General features: G+C 60.6%; 16 protein-coding genes and 2 pseudogenes. 4 read left to right on the top strand and 14 right to left on the bottom strand.

The annotated features are described in order from the left end of the window. Together ASD70_RS29325 and ASD70_RS29320 are read right to left on the bottom strand one after the other, a co-directional pair. Positions 1 to 330: pseudogene (locus ASD70_RS29325) on the bottom strand (hypothetical protein); the annotation flags it as partial. Between the two features lies 1 nt (position 331). Then, positions 332 to 2152, bottom strand: a pseudogene (locus tag ASD70_RS29320) (DUF6531 domain-containing protein); the annotation flags it as partial. A 273-nt stretch (positions 2153 to 2425) separates the two neighbouring features. Here ASD70_RS29320 and ASD70_RS07680 point away from each other — a divergent pair. Beyond that, positions 2426 to 3511: a DUF1615 domain-containing protein gene (locus tag ASD70_RS07680; RefSeq protein ID WP_056846099.1), complete on the top strand. Its 1086-nt coding sequence runs from the start codon at positions 2426 to 2428 to the stop codon at positions 3509 to 3511. Between the two features lie 105 nt (positions 3512 to 3616). Next, on the top strand, positions 3617 to 4039 hold the full coding sequence (locus tag ASD70_RS07675) for a PaaI family thioesterase (RefSeq protein WP_056846098.1): 423 nt from the start codon (positions 3617 to 3619) through the stop codon (positions 4037 to 4039). 225 nt (positions 4040 to 4264) lie between these two features. Here the strand turns inward: ASD70_RS07675 and ASD70_RS07670 are convergent, their stop codons facing one another. Genes ASD70_RS07670 through ASD70_RS07660 form a run of 3 tightly spaced genes read right to left on the bottom strand, consistent with a single transcriptional unit; the run spans position 4265 to position 6847 of the window. Then, positions 4265 to 5446: an acetyl-CoA C-acetyltransferase gene (locus ASD70_RS07670; protein ID WP_056846097.1), complete on the bottom strand. Its 1182-nt coding sequence runs from the start codon at positions 5444 to 5446 to the stop codon at positions 4265 to 4267. An 11-nt stretch (positions 5447 to 5457) separates the two neighbouring features. After that, entirely contained in the window at positions 5458 to 6117 is a 660-nt protein-coding gene (locus ASD70_RS07665) for a CoA transferase subunit B (RefSeq protein ID WP_003190327.1), read from the bottom strand. Positions 6118 to 6148: 31 nt separating this feature from the next. Further along, entirely contained in the window at positions 6149 to 6847 is a 699-nt protein-coding gene (locus ASD70_RS07660) for a CoA transferase subunit A (RefSeq protein WP_010211319.1), read from the bottom strand. Positions 6848 to 6980: 133 nt separating this feature from the next. Between ASD70_RS07660 and ASD70_RS07655 the strand changes: the two genes are divergently transcribed. Next, positions 6981 to 7883, top strand: coding sequence for a LysR family transcriptional regulator (locus tag ASD70_RS07655; protein ID WP_056846096.1), 903 nt, complete (start codon positions 6981 to 6983; stop codon positions 7881 to 7883). A gap of 63 nt (positions 7884 to 7946) precedes the next feature. On the opposite strand, the gene ASD70_RS07650 is transcribed toward ASD70_RS07655, so the two are convergent. The 6 genes from ASD70_RS07650 to ASD70_RS07625 form a co-directional block, all read right to left on the bottom strand. Then, positions 7947 to 8276 carry a hypothetical protein gene (locus ASD70_RS07650; RefSeq protein ID WP_046071979.1) on the bottom strand — a complete coding sequence of 110 codons (330 nt, stop codon included), beginning with the start codon at positions 8274 to 8276 and terminating at the stop codon, positions 7947 to 7949. 440 nt (positions 8277 to 8716) lie between these two features. After that, positions 8717 to 9580, bottom strand: coding sequence for an NAD-dependent protein deacetylase (locus tag ASD70_RS07645; RefSeq protein WP_046071980.1), 864 nt, complete (start codon positions 9578 to 9580; stop codon positions 8717 to 8719). 8 nt (positions 9581 to 9588) lie between these two features. Then, a complete protein-coding gene (locus ASD70_RS07640) occupies positions 9589 to 10029 on the bottom strand; it encodes a CBS domain-containing protein (protein WP_003190337.1) in 441 nt (146 codons plus the stop codon). Between the two features lie 129 nt (positions 10030 to 10158). Next, positions 10159 to 12108, bottom strand: a complete 1950-nt coding sequence (locus tag ASD70_RS07635) for a DNA topoisomerase III (protein WP_046072708.1) — start codon at positions 12106 to 12108, stop codon at positions 10159 to 10161. A 240-nt stretch (positions 12109 to 12348) separates the two neighbouring features. Then, positions 12349 to 13971 (bottom strand): MFS transporter, encoded by a 1623-nt coding sequence (locus ASD70_RS07630; protein ID WP_046071981.1) that lies wholly within the window; start codon positions 13969 to 13971, stop codon positions 12349 to 12351. Positions 13972 to 14085: 114 nt separating this feature from the next. Further along, a complete protein-coding gene (locus ASD70_RS07625; protein WP_056846095.1) occupies positions 14086 to 15753 on the bottom strand; it encodes a GMC family oxidoreductase in 1668 nt (555 codons plus the stop codon). 129 nt (positions 15754 to 15882) lie between these two features. Here ASD70_RS07625 and ASD70_RS07620 point away from each other — a divergent pair, with 129 nt between their 5' ends. After that, on the top strand, positions 15883 to 16776 hold the full coding sequence (locus ASD70_RS07620; protein WP_046071983.1) for a LysR family transcriptional regulator: 894 nt from the start codon (positions 15883 to 15885) through the stop codon (positions 16774 to 16776). Between the two features lie 121 nt (positions 16777 to 16897). On the opposite strand, the gene ASD70_RS07615 is transcribed toward ASD70_RS07620, so the two are convergent. The 3 genes from ASD70_RS07615 to ASD70_RS07605 all read right to left on the bottom strand — a co-directional run bounded on the left by ASD70_RS07615 (position 16898) and on the right by ASD70_RS07605 (position 21373). After that, positions 16898 to 18757 carry a DUF3857 domain-containing transglutaminase family protein gene (locus tag ASD70_RS07615; RefSeq protein ID WP_056846094.1) on the bottom strand — a complete coding sequence of 620 codons (1860 nt, stop codon included), beginning with the start codon at positions 18755 to 18757 and terminating at the stop codon, positions 16898 to 16900. A gap of 147 nt (positions 18758 to 18904) precedes the next feature. Next, positions 18905 to 20005 (bottom strand): DNA alkylation repair protein, encoded by a 1101-nt coding sequence (locus ASD70_RS07610; protein ID WP_056846093.1) that lies wholly within the window; start codon positions 20003 to 20005, stop codon positions 18905 to 18907. A gap of 21 nt (positions 20006 to 20026) precedes the next feature. Then, positions 20027 to 21373 (bottom strand): glutamine synthetase family protein, encoded by a 1347-nt coding sequence (locus ASD70_RS07605; protein ID WP_046071986.1) that lies wholly within the window; start codon positions 21371 to 21373, stop codon positions 20027 to 20029. Positions 21374 to 21375 lie beyond the last annotated feature (2 nt).

The raw sequence follows: 21375 nt of genomic DNA, 5'->3' as shown, positions 1-21375 counted from the left end.
ATCGTGGACATACACTTCCTGGCTACCATCAGCGTTATGCACGGTGACACGGCCGTCATCCGCCCAGGCATACCGCGTGTCCATCTGCGAAAAACTCGCCCAATGCCGGACGCARCGYGCCGCCTTGCCGGAGCCTTCCCACGCCCAAAAGAAACTCGCTCCACCGGCCAACTGCCGCTCGACAATGACSTGCTGCTCGTCGTACCGATAACGTTCGCTTTCACCGACGGCATTGGTCGCGCAAACCAGTCGTCCGTCTTCGTCATAGGCGTAGGAAACAACGTTCTGCTCGGTCTCCCAGACGTAGGGCTCGCGCCCTTTGGCGCGATGNTTGGTCGCGCAAACCAGTCGTCCGTCTTCGTCATAGGCGTAGGAAACAACGTTCTGCTCGGTCTCCCAGACGTAGGGCTCGCGCCCTTTGGCGCGATGCACCTGGTAGTCCACCGCCACGATTCGATCCAGCTCATAACGCAGCAGCAGCGAGCGACCAGCACCGTTATCCAGCCGCTCGATCCGCCCGGAAGGATCACGGCAAATGCGCAGGCGGTTGTCATACGCATCGCTGATCGCAGTCAGTACACCGTCGCGAAAGTGATAGAACCGCGACGCCTGGGCCAGCACTAACTCATCAGGAGCCGAGCCCAAGTAGATCGCCGCTTCCGCCAGGCTGTTGGTAATCGCAGGCCGAGCAGAAGTCGGCAAGGGCAGGGTAGTCGAGCGGTTCTCATGATCGGTCCACACCACCGAATCGCCCGACACACAAAGCCTGTGCGCCAGCGCATGACTCCAGCCAAACCCCAACCCACAATCCACTTCTACCGCACTGGTGCGATACAAGCGCGTCGATCCCGTCCAGCGCACCATCGGTGAGGGTCAGCAATTCCTCCCCGGTGACCATCGACACCGGGCAGCCATGAGTGACCGTCTTGTCCGCAGGCGCCGTCGCATCCCCCTTGGGATTCGAAGCCATGGCCGGCGCATCATCGACATGCTCCTGCCGTAACAGTACCGTCTGCCGGGCCTTGCTTCGCACTGCGGGCACCGGGTTCGAAACCAGTTGATCCCCAGCCTTCAACGGTACAGCCGGCACTACCTTGACCGGCGTCGCCGCACTGCTCAGCAACAACGGCTTAGCCGCCTCCACATGCGGCCCCAACCCCGGCCCCACAAGCTGCTTGGCCAGCATCTCCAACAACGCCCGCGCTCGCCCGGACCTGATAGGGCTGAGCACCTGAGCCCCCAACCGCGCCGCCACGCCCATCGCCCCCAAGACGCGAATCAGCAGCAACCCGATCAGTACCTCACCGGTGATTTCGCCCCACAGCTCACTCATGTCCGGCGGCGGCAACATGCGCATCCAGCTGACCATCGCCGCCACGTAGATAAACAACAGTGGCTCATCACTGAGCACCAGCAGGCCCTGGGCAATCGCGTCTGTACCCAGCGTCAACAGCTCATCCAATTGCGCTTGAGACAGGTATTGCAGCAGCTTCTCGCTGTTGGGCTTGAGATCGGCCAACAGGTCGTACAGCTGGGTAACGTTGTCCCACAGGCTGTAAAGCGCCTTGCCCATACCACTGAGAAACGCCGTTTCCAGCAACTGACGTCGGTCAAGCGGTGTCGCGTCCGTGTAGCCCGTCCACTGCGCCTGGAACCTGCTGTCCCACGTTTCACGCAGACGCACTTCCAGCCCGCCGATGACTGACTGATAAGACGCATACAGCGCCTTGACGTGATCGCGGGAAACGTTGGGGTAAAAACTGACCCGATATTGCTGGTTGCGATCACACTCGGTGATCTCGAGAATGCCGCTCGGGCCGATGGTCTTGTGGATGGGGTCGCCCAGTGCGCCGCCGTTTGGATCAACGCGTTGCAACATCACCGGCGTGTTGCCGACAGGTACGAACCGGGTGCTCTGGAACATATGCACCAGGGTCAGCGTCCCGCTGGCCGGGCATGTGGCGACGGTGCTGCTGGGAAGCAGGGAACGGTTGATCGGTGCAACGAGCGCCACTTCATCCCCGACCTTGAACACCTGCTCCACATCCAGCGCCGAGAAGCTCCAGAAACTCTCGGCCCAGGCGTCAAACGTATTCAGGCAATCGCGAAAATCGCGCAGAACCCCCTCAGCGTTGGGCGTCTGCACATCCATCGGGGTCAGGGCCAGCCTGCCGATGGCCGGGTTCAAGCAACAGCCCCGACAACCGGGGCTCTGACGAAAAAAGCCATCTGCAATCCCTCGCACTGTTCAATCAGGCGAGGAACTTTGCAGCGGTTCCCGGGGCAGGGGGGTAGAGCTTATCCGGCAGTTATGTGGGATGTTTCAGCTACGACCAGGCAGCCGGTTCTGCACACCGACGAACCCCGGTTAGACTTACCTGTCGATATCTGCACTGTCCGGCCCGTCGTTCATCAAGGAAGCCCCATGTATTCAAGCCGTCTGCTCCTCTGCCTCATGCCTTTGCTGGTGCTCGCCGGTTGTTCCACTTCACGCGGCCCGCAGCAGCCTGAGCGCAGTGAAGCCGAGGTGAAGGCGCAGATCGTGCGCCTGCTGCCGGCCAAGGTGGCGGACCGCAACGGTTGGGCCCAGGACATCTACACCGCCTTCGACACCCAAAAGATCTACCCCAGCACTGAAAACATCTGCGCCGTACTGGCGGTGACCGAGCAGGAGTCCACTTTTCAGGTCGACCCACCAGTGCCCGGCATGGGCAAGATCGCCCAGGATGAAATCCTGCGCCGTGCCGGCAAGGTGCATGTGCCCGCGTTCGTGGTACGCAGCGCGTTGCAATTGCGTTCGCCCACTGGCAAGACCTATGCCGACCGCTTGAATGCCGCCCGCACCGAGAAGGACCTGAGCGCGATCTTCGATGACTTCATCAGCATGGTGCCCCTGGGCAATACGCTGTTTGGCGGCTTCAACCCGGTGCACACCGCAGGCCCGATGCAGGTCAGTATCGACTTCGCACAAAAGCAGGCGCGGGGTTATCCCTACACGGTGGACGGCACGATTCGCCGCGAAGTCTTCACCCGTCGCGGTGGTATGTACTTCGGCATCGCCCATTTGCTCGGCTACCCGGTGAGCTACGACCAGCCGCTGTACCGCTTTGCCGATTTCAATGCCGGTTGGTACGCCAGCCGCAATGCTGCGTTCCAGGCCGCGGTCAGCCGCGTGACGGGCAAAGAGCTGGCGCTGGATGGGGACTTGATCCGCTATGGCTCCCTGCTGCCCGGCACCACCGAACTGGCGGTGCGCTCACTGGGGGCGAAGCTGGATATGCGCAACCCGAGCATCCGCAGCCAGTTGGAGCAGGGCGACCAGTTGGACTTCGAGGACACCACGTTATACAAGCGCGTCTTCAGCCTGGCCGATCAGGCCGCGGGCAAGCCGCTGCCACGGGCGATCCTGCCGGGCATTGTGCTCAAGAGCCCGAAGATCACCCGCAACCTGACCACGGCATGGTTCGCCAAGCGCGTGGATGAGCGCTATCAGCGCTGCATGAAACGCTGACGCAGCAACTCGCCACGCATGGCGGGGAATTTGCGCGGATGATGGTAATGGCGGCTGCGTGACGCTTGGCGTACACCTTAACGCTCGTTCGCAGGAAGAGCCGCCATGACCACCCATGCCATTCCTCAAGGCTTTGTTCCATTACCTCGCAGCAGCCCATTACTGGACCTGCTCGGCCCGGCGTACTGCCGGGGCGAAGGCTTGCAGCTTGAAGTCGGCCTGCGCGCCGATAACCGTCACGCCAATGGGCGCGGTACGGTGCACGGTGGGGTGCTGGCAACCCTGGCGGATATCGGCATGGATTACGCCATGGCGTTTTCCAGCGAGCCGCCGTTACCGTTGATTACCGCCAGCATGACCGTGGACTACCTGGGCGCCGTGCAGGTGGGGGAGTGGATGGTGGTGCGCTTGGACAGCCATAAGCGCGGGAGGCACATGGCGTTTGCCACGCTGAGTTTGCAAGTGGATGAGCGCGTTGTGCTGCGGGCGAGTGCGGTGTTTGCGGTGCCACAAAGTGACAGGCAATGAGATCGAATGTGGGAGCAGGCAAGCCACACATTTTGACCGAGTTCATTCAGGGGTATCGATAAAAGAAAAGGCGTGGCTTTTCGTGGAGCCAGGCCTTTTCTGTATTGCTCGTTATGTCTCACCTGTAGGAGCGAGCTTGCTCGCGAAGAACTCACAGGCAACACGTTCTAACAGGAGCGCTGCGTGATCGTTGACGATTTTCGCGAGCAAGCTCGCTCCTACAGGTCAGCTGCGTTCGAGCGCCAGGGCCACGCCTTGGCCGCCGCCGATGCACAGCGTCGCCAAACCTTTCTTGGCATCGCGCTTGATCATTTCATGCAGCAGGGTCACCAGCACGCGGCAACCTGAGGCACCAATCGGGTGGCCGATGGCGATCGCGCCGCCGTTGACGTTGACTTTATCGGCGTCCCATTCCAGCTCTTTGCCCACTGCCAAAGATTGCGCAGCGAAGGCTTCGTTGGCTTCGATCAGGTCCAGGTCTGCCAACTGCCAGCCGGCCTTGTCCAGGCAGCGGCGGGTGGCCGATACCGGACCGATGCCCATGATGGCCGGGTCCACGCCCGCATTGGCGTAGCTGGCGATACGCGCCAGTACTGGCAAGCCGAGGGCGCGGGCTTTGTCGGCGCTCATCAGCAGCACGGCGGCGGCGCCGTCGTTGAGGCTGGAGGCGTTGCCGGCGGTGACGCTGCCGTCTTTCTTGAACGCCGGCTTGAGCTTGGCCAGGGATTCGGCCGTGGTACCGGCGCGGGGTTGTTCGTCCACCGCGAAAGCCACCGGGTCGCCTTTGCGCTGGGGAATCAGGATCGGGGTGATCTCGTCGGCAAAACGTCCGGCCTCAATAGCGGCGGCGGCTTTTTGCTGGGAGGCGGCGGCGAAGGCGTCTTGGGCTTCACGGCTGATGCCGTACTTGTCCACCAGGTTCTCGGCGGTGATACCCATGTGGTAATCGTTGAACGCATCCCACAGGCCGTCGGTGATCATGCTGTCGATCATCTTTGCATGGCCCATGCGCAAACCGGTGCGCGCGGCGGGCAATACGTACGGGGCCAGGCTCATGTTTTCCATGCCGCCGGCAATGATCACCTCGGCGTCGCCGCAACGAATGGCCTGTGCGCCCAGGTGCAGGGCCTTGAGGCCCGAGCCGCAGACCTTGTTCAGGGTCAGGCTCGGCACGGCGTGGGGCAGGCCGGCGAGGATCGAAGCCTGGCGCGCCGGGTTCTGGCCTGAACCTGCGGTGAGCACTTGGCCGAGGATCACTTCATCGACTTCGGCCGGGTCCAGGCCGGTCTGTTCCAGCAGGCGGCGGATCACCGCAGCGCCCAGTTCCGGGGCCGGAATGCTCGCCAGCGAACCTTGGAAGCTGCCCACGGCGGTGCGGGTGGCAGCAACAATCACGACGTCTTGCATGGAATCTGTCCTCACTGGAAGTGCATTTCTGGAACGTGGTCCGGGACGATCAGTTTACCGGCGGTCTTGCTTACAATCTCTTCAACGCTGACGCCAGGTGCGCGTTCCTTAAGGACAAAAGCGCCATTTTCGATTTCCAGGTACGCAAGGTCCGTCAGTACACGCTTGATGCAGTTCGCGCCGGTCAGAGGCAGGCTGCACTGGCTGAGCAATTTGGACTCACCGTCCTTGGATGCGTGGGTCATGATCACGATGATATTTTCCGCGCCAGCCACCAGGTCCATGGCGCCGCCCATGCCCTTGACCAGCTTGCCGGGGATCATCCACGAGGCGATGTTGCCTTGTACGTCCACTTCAAATGCGCCGAGCACGGTGAGGTCGACATGCCCGCCGCGAATCATTGCGAAGGACTCGGCAGAGGAGAAGATCGATGCGCCGATGCGCGCAGTGACGGTTTGCTTGCCGGCGTTGATCATGTCGGCGTCGATAGTGTCTTCGGTAGGAAACGGGCCCATGCCGAGCAGGCCGTTTTCCGATTGCAGCATCACTTCCATGCCGTCGGGGATGTAGTTGGCCACCAGGGTCGGAATGCCGATGCCCAGGTTTACGTAATAGCCGTCCTGCATTTCGCGGGCGACGCGTTGAGCCATTTGTTCGCGGGTAAGCGCCATGGTGATTTCCTCTTATTGTTCTGGACGTGGATTATTTGCGGACGGTGCGCTGTTCGATGCGCTTCTCGAAGGTGCCGCAGATGATCCGGTCGACGTAGATGCCAGGGGTGTGGATCTGCGCCGGGTCCAGCTCGCCCGGTTCGACGATTTCCTCGACTTCGACCACGGTGATCTTGCCGGCGGTGGCGGCCAGCGGGTTGAAGTTCTGGGCGGTGTGGCGGTAGATGACGTTGCCGAAGTGGTCGGCCTTCCAGCCTTTGACGATGGCAAAATCGCCGGTGATGGATTCTTCCATCAAGTAGGGGCGGCCATTGAATTCGCGGGTTTCCTTGCCTTCGGCAACCGGGGTGCCGACGCCGGTGGCGGTGAAGAAGGCCGGGATACCGGCGCCGCCTGCGCGCATTTTTTCCGCCAGGGTACCTTGGGGAGTGAGCACCACTTCGATTTCGCCGCTGAGCAGCTGCTTTTCGAACAAGGCGTTTTCACCTACATAGGAGGCGATCACTTTGCTGATCTGCTTTTCTTCCAGCAGCACACCCAGGCCGAAGCCATCGACGCCGCAGTTGTTGGAAACCACTGTCAGGTCGCGGGTGCCTTTGCGTTTGATTTCGGCGATGAGGTTTTCCGGAATGCCACACAGGCCAAAACCGCCGGAGAGCACGGTCATGCCATCTTCCAGACCTGCCAGCGCTTCTTCATAGGACGCCACGCGTTTATCGAAACCTGCCATATGCACCTCTTTTATTGTTTGTGGTCCAGCCAGTGAACCGAGTGTTGCGCTGATGGATTGATTTGTTAAGTTGTTTTTTAAGGTTGATTGATTTAGAAAACAGCATAGTCGATCCTTCGTCCGGAGCAGCTCCATGACCGTTAAACAGATGCGTGCCTTTCTCGCCGTGGCCCAGAGCCTGAGCTTTGCCGCGGCCTGCGAGCGCCTGCACCTTTCTCAATCGGCTCTCAGCTTAACGATCAAGGGCCTGGAAGAAGGGTTGGGTGGACGCTTGTTCAGCCGTAACACACGCAATGTTGCGCTAACCCCTGAAGGTGAATCGCTGCTGCCCCTGGCACGTCGATTGATCGCTGACTGGGACAATGCCGAGGACGAACTGCGCCAGCGATTCACGCTGCAACGCGGGCGGGTAACGGTAGCGGCGATGCCATCGTTCGCCGGCAACTTGTTGCCGCCGATCCTGAAGATATTCCGCGCACGTTACCCCCAGGTGAATGTGACGGTGCATGACCTGATCAATGAACAAGTGCTGGAGATGGTGCGTGATCGCCAGGTCGAGCTGGGCGTGGCATTCGAGCCGTCCGAAGGTTCATCGTTGGCCTTCACGCCGCTGTACCTGGACCGCTTTATTGCCGTGGTGCCGGGAGATTCGCCCTTGGCGCAATGCGCTGAAATCGACTGGAAAACCCTGTTGGAGCATCCGTTCATTACCTTGCAGCGGCCATCTACAGTGCGGGTGATGCTGGAAGATCACTTGGGTGCTTTGCAAATGAAGCTGCCCGTGGCGCTGGAAAGCCATCAACTGGCAACGGTGGGCAAGATGGTTGCCAGTGGCTTGGGGGTCAGTGCTGTGCCTGCGTTATGTGCGCGGCAAATGGAGGAAGCGGGGGCACATTGCATTACCTTGAGCGGCCCGGTGATCGAGCGGCCGATAGGAGTATTGACCAAGCCCGGGCATGAACTATCGGCGGCGGCCCAAGTATTGTTTGATATCTTTTGCGATGAAGCGGGGAAGGGCAGGTTTCCAACTTTTTGAACAACTCACAAAAAAGTATGGGAGCTGGGAAGCCAACTCCCACACTTGATCGAGTGATGCTTATTAGTAGTAGCGATCGATCACTTTAACCTGCGAGTTATCCTTGAAAGATGCCCAGGCATTGTTAAGGGTATCGAACACCTGCTCGATAAAATTGCGGTCGGCCGCAGCTTTCTTGCCGACATAACCCTGGCCCCGGCGGTACATCTTCAGGCGCGCCGCCAGCTCACGGTTATTGCGGTCGAACTCGGCCTCTTTGGTGTTGGGAGCCAGGCAGTCAATTTGCACTTCGCCCGATTTGCCAATCCACAGGATATGGTCGTCGAGTGTGTCTTTCTGCGCTGCGAACATCTCAGCCAATTCATCGATAGTTGGTTGGTTGTTCAGATTCATGTGTAAGCCCCTTGACCAGTTGGCGATCTATCAGTTGATTCGTTAAAACTCTTTAGTTGTCTCCGGTTCGGAAAACCGGGCGTCAGTGACGGTCTGCCGAATACGGGCAGGGTCTTGAGCCTGATGCATGTAGTCTTGCTGATGAACTGCTACGCAATGCTTTCATAACGAAGACAAGCAGCGTTTAGGCTCCTTGTACCTGTCCCTCTCGGGGCTGGTCAGCTTCATCAATCCGCCTTGTGGGCAGTGCACATCCGGAAAAACAGCTCGGCGGTCAGACGAGCCTGTTCAAAACGCGTGTTACCAACGCTCCCGATCCGGGAGACGTCTAGATCATGCAAGGACAAAAAGCTTACGTCAACGATTATGTAGTGATTATTTTTGCTCACTACATAAATCGTTGTAGGGACGGGAGAATGCGGGAAAACGTGACTTGGGCGTCATTTTTTGGCGGTGTGGGTCTGGAGCCGGTCGACCAATAACGGCAGAAGCTGCTCGCAGGAAGCCTGGATTTTAACCTGCAGCAGCTCATCTCCTCGGGTCTTGCCCAGGTTGATCGCAATCACCGGCTTACCCTGTCCGACCATCGCCTTGCACAAGCGGAACGCCGAATAGGCCATCAGCGACGACCCCACCACCAGCAAACCGTCAGCATGGTCTACCGCACTCATCGCCTTGAGCGCCGTCGCCGGTGCGACGTTCTCGCCAAAGAACACCACGTCAGGTTTGAGACGTTCGCCATTGCAATGGGGGCAGCGGGGCACCTGGAAGCGCTGTTCGAACGCGGTGTCGAGCAAGCTGTCGCCATCCGGCGCTTGCACGGCATGCACCTGCGCCATGTGAGGGTTATCGACGTCCATCTGCCGCTGGATCGCATCGCGTGCGCTGCGCAGTTGGCAATCCAGGCACAGCACCCGATGCAGGCTGCCATGCAGCTCAATCACATCGTGGCTGCCGGCCTGGTCATGCAGGGTGTCGACGTTTTGCGTGATCAGCCCACTGATCAGCTCGCGCTGTTGCAGCGTCGCCAGCGCCCGATGGGCCTTGTTTGGCTGGGCAATGCGCACCCGCGGCCAACCCAGCATCGCCCGCGCCCAGTAACGGCGCCGCGCCTCTGGGGTGGCGAGGAATTCCTGGTACATCATTGGGGCCTTGCCGCGGCGCACACCCTCACTGTCGCGGTAATCAGGGATGCCCGACGAGGTGCTGATCCCTGCACCGGTCAGCACCACAAAGTGTCGTCCGGCCATGGCCCGGTGCAGGGTGTCGAGGTGGTCTTCCTGATGTACCAAGGTGTCGAGCATGGGTTCCCCTATTCGCCGCGGATGTACTGCTCCAACTGCTGGATCAAGGCTGCTTGTTCGGCAATGGCTTCCTTGACCAGGTCGCCGATGGACAGCAGACCAAGCAGTTTGCCGTCTTCGACCACCGGCAGGTGACGCAGGTGACTGTCGGTCATGATGTTCATGCATTCCTCGACACTTTTATGGGTGTCCACCGTTATGACTGGCGAACTCATCACCTCATGGACCTTGGTGGTGACCGACGACAGGCCCTTGAGCATGATTTTGCGCGCGTAATCACGTTCACTGATGATGCCTACCACCACGTCATCCTTGACCACCGGCAGAGCCCCGACGTTTTTTTCCGACATCCGGACCAAGGCTTCAAAGACGGTGTGATCCCATTTGATCGTGTGGACGTCCTGGTTTTTTTGGTCCTTGGCTTTAAGCAATTGTGCGACGGTCTTCATGGCGGCCACTCCGGTGTTGTTGTAGGTAGTCCAGATCCCCTACAGAATCCTAGACGGCCCACGGCAGGGCAAGACCCAAAGCGGCGTTAAACCCGTCGAAAAACGTCATTTGCCGGATTTTTTCCGGTATTACCCCGCCGTTGTCGGTTTTTTCGCCCGTTTGGGGCTGGCTGCCGTCTTACGTGGGGCGCTCTTGCGTTTCTTCTTCCAGGGTGTGGCGCCTCGGCCTGCGGGGCTGGCTGGGCCAGTGATGGTCATGCGCATGCCGTTGCAGCGCGCCACCTGCTTGCTCATCCACGCCGCTTGCTTGGCGACGAATTCCTCAAGGCTCATTTCGCCGCTTTGCACCATGTCCAGCGCCTGCTCCCAGATGGCGGTGGTGCCTGGGTCGGCGATGGCGCGGGGTACTGCGTCGATCAGGCTGAACGCCGCCGGGGTGGCCGACAGGGCCTTGCCGTTCTTCACCAGGTAACCACGGTCGAGCAAGCCCTGGATGATCCCGGCGCGGGTGGCTTCGGTGCCGATGCCGGTGGTGTCCTTGAGCTTTTGCTTGAGCAGTGGGTCTTCCACCAGCTTGGCGACGTTTTTCATCGCCTTGATCAGGTCGCCTTCGGTAAAGGGTTTGGGCGGTTGGGTCCACAGGTCCTTGAGATTGACTTTGGCTACGGCGTAGTCCTGGCCCTGCACCAGTGTCGGCAAGGCCTGTGGCGCGGGCGCTTCTCGGCCTTTGGCGGGGGCCAGGGCTTCGGGCAATGCGCGTTTCCAGCCTGGCTCGATAATGACTTTGCCTACCGCGCGCAATGCCTGGCCCGCACAGTCGAAGTCCGCCTGGGTGCGGTCATATTCATGGTTGGGCAGGAACTGCGCCAGGTAGCGCGCACGTATCAGGGTATAGACCGCACGGTGCTTGCCGGTCAGTTGGCTTAAATCCTTGCCCGCCCCGGTGGGGATGATGCCGTGGTGGGCGCTGACCTTGGCGTCATTCCAGGCCCGCGAGCGGCGCTGGGGGTCGATATGCGGCATCAGCTCGTTGACTGCCGCATCCGCACGGCCCAGGGCCGCGAGAATCTTCGGTGCTTCACTGTGCTGGCTCAGCGGCAGGTAGCCGCAATCGCTGCGCGGGTAGGTGATGACCTTATGGGTCTCGTAGAGGGACTGGGCGATATCCAGGGTTTCCTGAGCGCCCAGGCCGAGCTTCTTCGAGCAGATTTCCTGCAGCGTGCCGAGGTCGAAGGGCAGGGGCGCCACTTCGCGCATGCGTTCGGTGCGCAGCTTCACCAGCCGCGCAGTGGCGGCATTAAGCATGGCGTCGGCCGCGTCCCGCGCCAATTGCGGGTTAAGGCAGCGGCCCTGATCGTCGCAGGCATCGTCATGGGCGCGCCACTGGGCAGTGAAGGTCATGCGCTCGTGGCGCAGGTCCACATCGATGGCCCAATATGCCACCGGCACGAAATCCGCGATGCTGCGGTCGCGGTCCACCACCAGGCGCAGGGTCGGGGTTTGCACCCGGCCTACCGGCAATACGCCCTGGTAACCGGATTGGCGCCCCAGCAGGGTAAACAGGCGGCTCATGTTCATGCCGATCAGCCAGTCGGCGCGGGAGCGGCCCAGCGCCGAATGATACAGGCTGAAGGTTTCTGCACCGGGCTTGAGCGCAGCCAAAGCCTTGCGAATGGAGGCGTCGTCAAGTGCCGACAGCCACAAGCGCTGGATCGGCCCGCGGTAGCGGCAATGCTCCACCAGTTCGCGGGCGATCATCTCGCCTTCGCGGTCGGCATCGGTAGCAATTACCAACTCCAGGGCTTCCCCCAGCAAGCGCTTGACGGCCTTGTATTGGCTGGCGGTCTTGGGCTTGACCAGCATCTTCCATTTTTCCGGCACGATCGGCAGGTCGGCCAGCACCCAGCGCTTGTACTTGGCGTCGTAGGCGTCGGGCGGAGCGGTTTCCAGCAGGTGGCCGATGCACCAGGTGACGGTGACTCCATTGCCCAGCCAACAGCCGTCGCCGCGGCGACTGGCGCCGAGCACGGCCGCGATATCCTTGGCCTGGGAAGGTTTTTCACAGAGGTACAGCCGCATGGTCATCCCATCAGATTGGATTGATGCCTTGCAGGATGCTCAGTCAGAGGGATTTGAGCAACCATTATCTGTATGGATGTACAGCAATATGTGTGAGCAACAACAACCGAATATGGGAGGGGGCTTGCTCCCGATTGCGGTATGTCAGCCATGAAGATATTGACTGAACCACTGCTATCGGGAGCAAGTCGAATCGTCGCACCGCCCCTCCCACAGGGGATCTCCAATGTTCAAACGAACTCAGTTGTTATCGATATCTACATGCCGGGTTTCTTTAAGACAGAACAACCCGACAACCAGGCTAACCCCCGTCACCACCACTGGGTACCACAGGCCATAGAAGATATCGCCGGTGTACACCACCAGGGCAAACGATACCGTCGGCAGGAACCCGCCAAACCAGCCGTTGCCGATATGGTAGGGCAGGGACATCGAGGTGTAGCGGATGCGTGTTGGAAACAGCTCCACCATCAGCGCCGCCAATGGCCCGTAGCACATGGCCGCGATCAGGATCAGCACGACGATCAGCACCACTACCATGACCTTGTTGACCTGGGCCACGTCCGCCGATGTGGGGTAGCCAGCCAGGGCCACTGCGCCACGCAGGGCCGCCTCATCAAAGCCGTCGATACGCACATCGCCCACGCTCACCTGCACCGGGCTGCCCGCTGGGGCGGCGGCGCTGCTATAGGGCAGGCCCTGTTTGACCAGGAAGGTCTTGACCTTGTCGCACGGGCTGTCAAAACGTGCCTTGCCCACCGGGTCGAACTGGAAGGTGCAGGTTGCCGGGTCGGCCAGTACGGTAATCGGGGCTTGACGGCTGGCCTGGTCCATCGCCGGGTTGGTGTAGTGCGCCAGGCCCTTGAAGATCGGGAAGTACAGCGCGGTCGCCAGCAGCAGGCCAAGCATCAGCACCGGTTTACGCCCGACTTTGTCTGACAGCCAGCCAAACAGGATAAAGAACGGTGCACCAATTACCACGCTGATGATCAGCAGCATATTGGCCAGGGCGGGGTCCATCTTCAGGAACTGGGTGAGGAAGAACAACACATAGAATTGCGCCGCGTAAAAGGTCACGGCCTGCCCGCCGTTAATGCTGAACAGTGCGATCAGCACCACCTTGAGATTTTCCCATTTACCGAATGACTCACGGATCGGCGCCTTGCTGGCCTTGCCTTCCTCTTTCATTTTCAAGAAGGCCGGCGACTCGTGCAGGCTCATGCGGATCCAGGTCGAGATGCCCAGCAGCACGATGGAAAACAGGAACGGAATGCGCCAGCCCCACACTTCAAACTGATCGCCCGTGAAGTAACGACAGGCCAGCACCACCAGCAACGACAGCAACAGGCCGAGGGTGGCGGTGGATTGAATCCAGCTGGTATGCAGCCCGCGCTTGCCCGGCGGCGCGTGCTCGGCCACATAGGTGGCCGCGCCACCGTATTCGCCGCCCAGAGCCAGGCCCTGTAGCATGCGCAGCACGATCAGGATGATCGGTGCGGCGATACCGATGCTGGCGTAGGTGGGTAACAGCCCGACGCAGAAGGTCGCCACGCCCATCAGGATAATGGTGACGAGGAAGGTGTACTTGCGCCCGATCATGTCGCCCAGGCGGCCGAACACCAACGCACCGAATGGCCGCACCACAAAGCCTGCGGCAAAGGCCATCAAGGCGAAGATAAACGCCGTAGTGTCGTTGACCCCGGCGAAGAACTGCTTGCTGATCACCGCCGCCAGGGCGCCATAGAGGAAAAAGTCATACCACTCGAACACCGTCCCCAGGGACGAGGCGAAAATGACCTTTCTTGATTCGTTGGCGGTGCTTGCTCTGGCCGCCGAGCCCAGGGGTTGAGCATGTTCTGACATCGGGTGTCCCTCACAGTGATTATTTATTGTTGTTCCACTGTCGGCGCCAGCCTCAGCGCCGCTATTTCTCAATTTCCATGTAGGAGCGAGCTTGCTCGCGAAAATCGTCAAGTGTTACGCGGGGTGCCCTGTAGTGCGCGGTGCTGGTGGGTTTTTCGCGAGCAAGCTCGCTCCTACAGTAGTCGGTGAAAGGATCAGCTGCGCGGCCTTCTCCGCGATCATCAGCGTGGGTGAGCAGGTATTGCCGGAGGTGATGCGCGGCATGATCGACGCATCGGCAACGCGCAGGCCGGGAATGCCGTGCACGCGCAGTTGGCTATCGACCACGGCGTCCTGGTCATTGCCCATGCGGCAGGTGCCAACCGGATGGAAGATGGTGGTGCCGATACGGGCAGCGGCTTCGTGCAGTTGTTCTTCGGTTTGCAGCGCGTCGCCGGGCAGGTATTCCACCGGTTTGAACTGGCTCAGGGCCGGTGCGGCGACGATGCGTCGGGTCAGGCGGATGGCGTCGGCGGCCACGCGCAGGTCCTCGGGATGGCTGAGGTAATTGGGTTGTATCAGCGGCGCATCCGCCGGATTGGCCGAGCGAATATCCACGCGGCCGCGGCTTTGCGGGCGCAGGTCGCAGACCGATGCGGTAAACGCCGGGAAGCCGTGCAACGGCTCGCCAAAGCGCTCCAGGGACAGCGGCTGCACATGGTATTCAAGGTTGGCCGAGGTCTGCTCCGGACCGGAGCGAGCAAACGCGCCCAGTTGGCTCGGCGCCATCGACAACGGGCCGCTACGGTCATACAGGTAGCGCAGGCCCATGCCCATTTTGCCCCACAGCGTGCCGGCAATCTGGTTGAGAGTGCGGGCATTTTCCAGCTTGTAGATCAGTCGCAGTTGCAGGTGATCCTGCAGGTTGCCGCCGACCCCAGGCAATTCATGCACTACGCCAATGCCCAGTGGTTTAAGCACATTGGCGGGGCCGATCCCCGAGCGTTGCAGAATGCCCGGCGAGCCGACGGCGCCAGCGCACAGTACGATTTCCTTGCGTGCTTTCCAGCTTAGCGGCTGGCCGTGTTGACGGCCCAGCACCTGCGACGCGCGGCCATTTTCCAGCAGCACCCGGTCAACTTCCACGTCAGTCAACACGGTCAGGTTGGGCCGCTGGCGGACTGGCTTGAGAAATGCCTTGGCCGCATTCCAGCGCACACCGGCCTTTTGATTGACCTGGAAGTAGCCGCAACCTTCGTTATCGCCCTGGTTGAAGTCATTGATATTGGCGATGCCGCTCTGGGCTGCCGCTTCACGAAACGCATCGAGGATCGGCCACGACAGGCGCTGTTGTTCGACACGCCACTCGCCGCCATCGCTGTGGAATTCAGAACCGCCGGCAAAGTGGTTTTCGCTGTGCTTGAACAGCGGCAGAACGTCCTTCCAGGCCCAGCCGGGGTTGCCTGCCGCCGCCCAGCCGTCGTAGTCCTGGGCCTGGCCGCGCATGTAGATCATGCCGTTGATTGACGAGCAGCCGCCGAGCACCTTGCCCCTTGGGTAACTCAAGGCGCGCCCTTGCAGGCCGGCCTGGGCTTCGGTCTTGAAGCACCAGTCGGTACGCGCGTTACCAATGCAGAACAGGTAACCGACTGGAATGTGGATCCAAGGGTAATTGTCGCGGCCACCGGCTTCCAGCAGCAGGACGCGGTGGGCGGGGTTGGCGGACAGACGATTGGCCAGCAGGCAACCGGCGGGGCCGGCGCCGACCACGATGTAATCGTATTCAGCAGTTGCAATGGGCATCTGGGGTCTCGCTTGTTTTTCTTATTGCCCCCATCCTAGTTGTTAGTTTTCGTCTTAAAAATGTTAGTTTTTACCCAGCTGCTGTGCGTTTTTAAACAGCGTGGGCCGGGTTCAGGCAAGGGAGGCGACATGTTCGACTGGAATGACCTGCGGTTTTTTCTCGAGTTGCAGCGCAGTGGCCGCCTGCTCACCGCCGCGCAACGCTTGAAGACCACGCATGCCACCGTGGCCCGGCATATCGAGGCCATCGAGAAAAGCCTCGGTACTGCGCTGTTCGTGCAGCATGCCCAGGGCTATGAGCTGACGCCTTCCGGCGAAGCGCTGCTCAAGCATGCCGAAGCCATGGAAAACCTGGCGCTGCTGGCCGAAGACGAACTTACCCACTCCGCTGCGCCCCTGGGCAAGATCCGCCTCGGTGTCGCCGAAGGCCTGGGCGTGATGTTCCTTGCGAGCCGCATGGGTGGATTGTTCGAACGTTACCCGGGTTTGGAAGTGGAGCTGGTCGCGGTGCCGCGCTTTGTCAGCATCCTCAACCGCGAAGCGGAGATCAGCATCCACTTGGAACGCCCCAGCGTCGATCAACTGGTGACGCGCAAACTCACCGACTACCGCCTCGCGCTATATGCCAGCCGCGCTTACCTTGCGCGCAACCCGCCCATCGAAAAACGCGAAGACCTCGCGGCCCATGCCTGGATCGATTACGTGGATGATTTGCTGTTCAGCCAGGAACTGAAATTTCTCAGCAGCTTCTGCCGTAACCCCAAGGTGGTGTTCCACAGCACCAGCGTCATTGCCCAGCACCAGGCGGCGCGTTCGGGGTTGGGCATTGCCGTGCTGCCGTGCTTCATGGCGGCTGGCGATGCGGACTTGGTGCCATTGCTGCCGGGGGAGAGCATCCAGCGCAGCTACTGGATCAGCTCGCGCCGGGAGCTGCACAAGTCGGTGCGGTTGCGGGTGTTGTGGGATTATGTGGTGGAGTTGTGTGCCCGGGAGCAGGGTTTGCTGCTCGGCGAATCCGACTGACGGAACGGGGAAAATGTGGGAGGGGGCTTGCCCCCGATAGCAATGGTTCAGTCCCAGTTGCATTGACTGATACACCGCCATCGGGGGCAAGCCCCCTCCCACATTTGATCTGAGTTTAACTTTAGAGCTTCACGACTTGATGCACCTGCTCGGCACACGCCCGAGCCTCGTCAATCATCTTGCCGAACGCATCACTGGCCACTTCCTCATGGGTCAGCCAGCGCTTCTTCTGGCTCAGGCGATAGTGATACCGCAGCGAACCTTCCTCCAGCTTCCCATCCAGGTCGAGGTCGTACCATGGCGAGCGGACTTTGCAGCCGGGGACGGCTTTTTCCATCTGCCCGCCGCTGAGGGTAACGGTGTAGTCGTAGGTTTCCGGATTGCCAACGTAGAGGTCGGTCTGTTGCCCGTGGCGACGGTAGTTGATGACGTTGTCCCAGCGCTCCTTCAACGATTGGTCAGTGTAGACGTAGTCGTTCGCCAGTTTCTCCAACGCACGTCGGTCATTCATCCGGGCGGTAACCTGGTAGCCGTCATGCACCACAAACCCGGTGGGTTGGCGAGTGATCTTGCAGTCGCTGACGCCATTGCCGAAGTTGGCGCAGATGTCCTCATCGGTAGCGGTAGTGCCTTGCTCGCGGTCGGCGACGCTGAGTTGCATCAGCGGCAGGCGGCTGAATGTGATAGTAGCCTGGGTAGCGCCGTTGCCTTGTTTGTCGAAGTGCACCAGTTTTTCCATGCGCAGGGCGGTTTCCGGGCGCTCCATGGGGATGTGCTCTTCGCGTACCTGACCCTGTGTGTCGTTGACCAGTACCCAGCGGTCCTGAATATCGGGCATGATCTGGCCGGGGGCGAAGACCGGATTGGTCGGGTCCAGCCACCAGACCTGACCGTCTACTTCGGCGCGGACAATAACGTGGTCTGGCGCGTTGGGCCCGGGAATCAACAAGGAATTCACTACGTAGCCACGTTTGACCCACGCGGTCTCGGCCTTGATGCCACTGGCTTTGAGCATGGCGCTCAGCAGGATCGCCAGGTCTTTGCAATCGCCATAACCATGCGCTTCGATGGCCTTCAGGTCGAACGGTATATAGCCGCGCCCCGTCGCGCGCCAATCATCCAGGTAACGATAGTGATCGTTGATGTGCTGCATCAGGACGGTTACCCGCCCTGCGGGTGGAAGGGCACGCGCTCGGGCCACGGTCGCCGCGCTGTCGGGAGGCAGCCCCGCGTCAAGTATCTGCTTGTAGCGTTGGGCCAATTCACCGAAATAGGCCTGGCGTTCCAGAGTACTGCCCACTTCGATATGAGGCCGACGCCGATACGCGCTATCGGCCGGCTCATTGATGTAATTGCGGTAGTGTGGGCCCTTTAGCACTATCTCCAGTGCCTTGCCGTCGTCTGACGGGGTCACGGTGAATCCGTCGAAATATTCACTGCGCCACTGGATAGGTTCTTCGGCAGTAAAGCGCGCCTTGAAGTGATCGCTGCGTATGGGGACGTCACCGAACATGAGGATGTAGTGAAACTGGGATATCAACGTTTGTGCAGGCTGATATTTACGTACAGTGTAACGAATCTGTGTGCCAACGCGCAGGTTCGGAAAGGCCAGGGAGGTCTGTTTTTCCCGAGTAAACCCGTGCCCGGAATCGGGTGCGGTGCGGGTGTCGATTTGCTTGGCGTCCAGGGGGACAGGCTTACTGCCAGGCTGGATGGATTGCGCGCTGACGACTTCAAATGTGTCGTCTTCGGAGTAATCGAAGTCGATGCGCGAGAGCATTTCGCGGCCGCTGGGCTTGAGGATGGTGTAGTGCTCGGTGGTGGTGCAGTCGGTGCTGGCGTCGCGGTTGAAGTGGCAGTGCAGCTCGGTGTCGCTGGCCAGCGGAGCTTCGGCCGTGGGCTGCAGTGCAGCACAAACAGAATGGCTGACCAGCCCCAGGCTGATCGCGATCAAAGGGCGGTGAAACGAAAAACGGTACATGGGCGCCTCGGGTGACACATTGAAACAACTACCCTGCGGGTAGCGAGAAGGCGCCGGATGATAATGGATCTCAACGGTGAAAGCCAGGATTGTTCGACAATTTATCCGGCTGAAAGGCCCGTGCTAGAGCCTTTTGTTTGATTCAGATCAAGGTTTTAACAGTTCGAATTGCGCGCTGGCGAGGCGCTCGCCGTTGATCAAGACATGCACCCGATGTATGCCGGGATAGTGCTTGCGCGTGGTCAATTCGCGGATGTGCTGCTCGCGGTTGATGCGCTGCCGCGCGCCTGCGCCCAAGGTAAAGGCTTTGAGCTTGAATACTTTGGACGCGCTATGGCCAGCACTTTTGACGTAGTCGATGGCGTAATCCACCACCAGTTTTTGCGCGTGGGGTGCGGTGGATGCCAGGTTGAACGACAGATTGATGCGCTCGCCCAAGCGGATCGCTGCCGGGGTGACACTCAACTGATCAATCGTCACCTCGGCCTTGGCCCCGGCGCCCATGATCGTCAGTGCGCGGGTGTTGCCTTGCTTGATCAGACTGCGCAGCGCATGGCGGGCGATCCAGGCAGTGTGCGGGTTATCCAGGTCCCAGCCTTCGATCAGGCTGAGCACCCAGCCCGGATGGTCCTTGGTGATGTCATTGAGGTGGTTGGCCACCGACTTGCGCACGTAGAGGCTGCTGTCGGCCTTGAGGTTATCCAGGACCGACGCACACAGCTGGGGGTTGGCTTGCACGTTGGCCAGGCGAAACGACCAGGGCAGGCGAGGGCGAGAGCCTTCGCTGGCCAGGCGGCGTACGTGTTCGTTGGCATCCAGCGACCATTGCTGCATCACCGCCAACGTGCGCTCGAAGTCGTGCAGCAAGAAATGGCGAATGGCGAACTCGGCCGAGCCAAAGGTGGTGAAAAATTTCAGCGCCGCCATGGAACGCTTGAAGTCACCTAGGCCATAGCTCGCCACATAGTGCGGCAAAAACAGACTGACAAAACCACTGTTGATACGCGGCGCCAAGGCGTGAAGGAGCTTGAGGGTTTGCGCGTAATCCAGCGGGATCACCGCGTGCAGGCTCTCGCTGACCCGCGCCATGCGCTGCATCACCGACAGCTCGGCCAGTCCGGCTGTGGCGTGCGTGAGAAAGCCCTTGGCGTCGAACGCCGGGTACACCGCGCTCATCTCGCAGGCGATATGTTGCAGGCGTTCGACGTTGAAGAGTTCCTTGAGGGCCGGGGCGCTTTGGTCGGTCATCGGTGCTTCCGTGGGGTTGAGTCAGAGAAACCAGCGGTATTCCCGCGCATGGATTTCCTGCTGAAAGGCCAGGTGATCCTGGCGTTTGTTTTCGCAATACACATCGACAAATTCTGCGCCCAGCTTATCGCGCAATAGCGGTTGATGCTGCATGGCGCGCACGGCATCGAGCATTTCCACCGGGAAGTCGGTGCCGCTGCTGCGGTCCTCGTTCAGCGGCGCGATGGGTTCACGCTTGGCTTCGAGCCCATGCTCCAGCCCCGCCAGAATCGCTGCCAGTACCAGATAGGGGTTGGCATCGGCGCTGGCCAAGCGGTGTTCGATACGCAGGTTGCGCGGGTCAGATTCGGGGATGCGCACGCAGGCGTCACGGTCTTCAAAGCCCCAGCTGGCCCGTGTCGCGGCGTTGACGGTGCCACCCAGGCGACGGAAGGCGTTGTGGTTGGGCGAGAAGATTGGCATGCAGTGGGGCAGCAACTCCAGGCAGCCGGCCACCGCATGGCGCAACGCCTGCTGTTGATGAGCCGCGAGCAGGTTATTGCCCGCCGCGTCGTAAAGGCTGACATGCACGTGCATGCCGCTGCCGGGAAATTGCAGGTAGGGTTTGGCCATGAAGCTGGCGCGGTAACCGTGCTTGAGCGCCACGCCACGGGTGCTGCGGCAGAACAGGGCGGCCCAGTCGGCGGCGCGCAGGCCATCGTCGCAGTGGCCGAAATTGATCTCGAACTGGCCGGGACCGATTTCGGCGGTGATCACCGTGATGTCGATGCCCTGGGCCTTGGCGGTTTGCGCCATGTCGTCCAGCACTTCGCTGAAACGCGAAAGCCGTTCGATATGCAGGTTGGGCTGGTCGTCGGCGTCATCGCTCAGCGGATCGCGGGCAAATTGTGGCAGGCCGTTGTCGAGCTTTTTATCGAACAGGTAGAACTCCAGTTCAAACGCTACTACCGGGTGAATGCCCTTGTGCTGCAAGCGTTCCAGCACCTTGGCCAGGACTTCGCGGGGTTCGAACTCGATCGGTGCCTCGGTGCCGTCCGAGGTGATGAGCATTTGCCCCAATGGCTGCGACTCCCAGCTCACCGGCTTGAGCGTACCGGGCACCAGTCGCCGGTTGGCATCGGGGTCACCATCGTTGAAGCAGTAGTCGCCAATCTTGAACAACCCACCCTGGGCCCCCAGCAACACGGCGTTCTGTGGCAGCTTCAACGGGCTGCCGGCGGCAACTTTCTCAAGCATCTCCACCGGGTAGCGCTTGCCGTAGAAATGCCCGGGGATGTCCAGGGCGATCAGGTCGACATAGCGCACGTCGGGATGGTTCTGGCGAAAGCTCCGTACTTCGGCCAGCAACGTGGAGGAATGGCTTTTCACGG

It is taken from the genome of Pseudomonas sp. Root569 (genome assembly GCF_001427465.1).
Classification (GTDB): Bacteria; Pseudomonadota; Gammaproteobacteria; order Pseudomonadales; family Pseudomonadaceae; genus Aquipseudomonas; species Aquipseudomonas synxantha.
Note: the sequence above shows the minus strand (reverse complement) of the source record. Positions and strands in the feature narration are given on the sequence as shown.

Bases quoted from the DNA above. Each gene is read 5' to 3' on its own strand.
- ASD70_RS07610 (WP_056846093.1), bottom strand. From the start codon at position 20,005: ATGACCGACCAAAGCGCCCCGGCCCTCAAGGAACTCTTCAACGTCGAA.
- ASD70_RS07655 (WP_056846096.1), top strand. From the start codon at position 6,981: ATGACCGTTAAACAGATGCGTGCCTTTCTCGCCGTGGCCCAGAGCCTG.
- ASD70_RS07615 (WP_056846094.1), bottom strand. From the start codon at position 18,757: ATGTACCGTTTTTCGTTTCACCGCCCTTTGATCGCGATCAGCCTGGGG.
- ASD70_RS07640 (WP_003190337.1), bottom strand. From the start codon at position 10,029: ATGAAGACCGTCGCACAATTGCTTAAAGCCAAGGACCAAAAAAACCAG.
- ASD70_RS07630 (WP_046071981.1), bottom strand. From the start codon at position 13,971: ATGTCAGAACATGCTCAACCCCTGGGCTCGGCGGCCAGAGCAAGCACC.
- ASD70_RS07650 (WP_046071979.1), bottom strand. From the start codon at position 8,276: ATGAATCTGAACAACCAACCAACTATCGATGAATTGGCTGAGATGTTC.
- ASD70_RS07665 (WP_003190327.1), bottom strand. From the start codon at position 6,117: ATGGCGCTTACCCGCGAACAAATGGCTCAACGCGTCGCCCGCGAAATG.
- ASD70_RS07635 (WP_046072708.1), bottom strand. From the start codon at position 12,108: ATGCGGCTGTACCTCTGTGAAAAACCTTCCCAGGCCAAGGATATCGCG.
- ASD70_RS07675 (WP_056846098.1), top strand. From the start codon at position 3,617: ATGACCACCCATGCCATTCCTCAAGGCTTTGTTCCATTACCTCGCAGC.
- ASD70_RS07680 (WP_056846099.1), top strand. From the start codon at position 2,426: ATGTATTCAAGCCGTCTGCTCCTCTGCCTCATGCCTTTGCTGGTGCTC.
- ASD70_RS07660 (WP_010211319.1), bottom strand. From the start codon at position 6,847: ATGGCAGGTTTCGATAAACGCGTGGCGTCCTATGAAGAAGCGCTGGCA.
- ASD70_RS07670 (WP_056846097.1), bottom strand. From the start codon at position 5,446: ATGCAAGACGTCGTGATTGTTGCTGCCACCCGCACCGCCGTGGGCAGC.
- ASD70_RS07625 (WP_056846095.1), bottom strand. From the start codon at position 15,753: ATGCCCATTGCAACTGCTGAATACGATTACATCGTGGTCGGCGCCGGC.
- ASD70_RS07645 (WP_046071980.1), bottom strand. From the start codon at position 9,580: ATGCTCGACACCTTGGTACATCAGGAAGACCACCTCGACACCCTGCAC.
- ASD70_RS07620 (WP_046071983.1), top strand. From the start codon at position 15,883: ATGTTCGACTGGAATGACCTGCGGTTTTTTCTCGAGTTGCAGCGCAGT.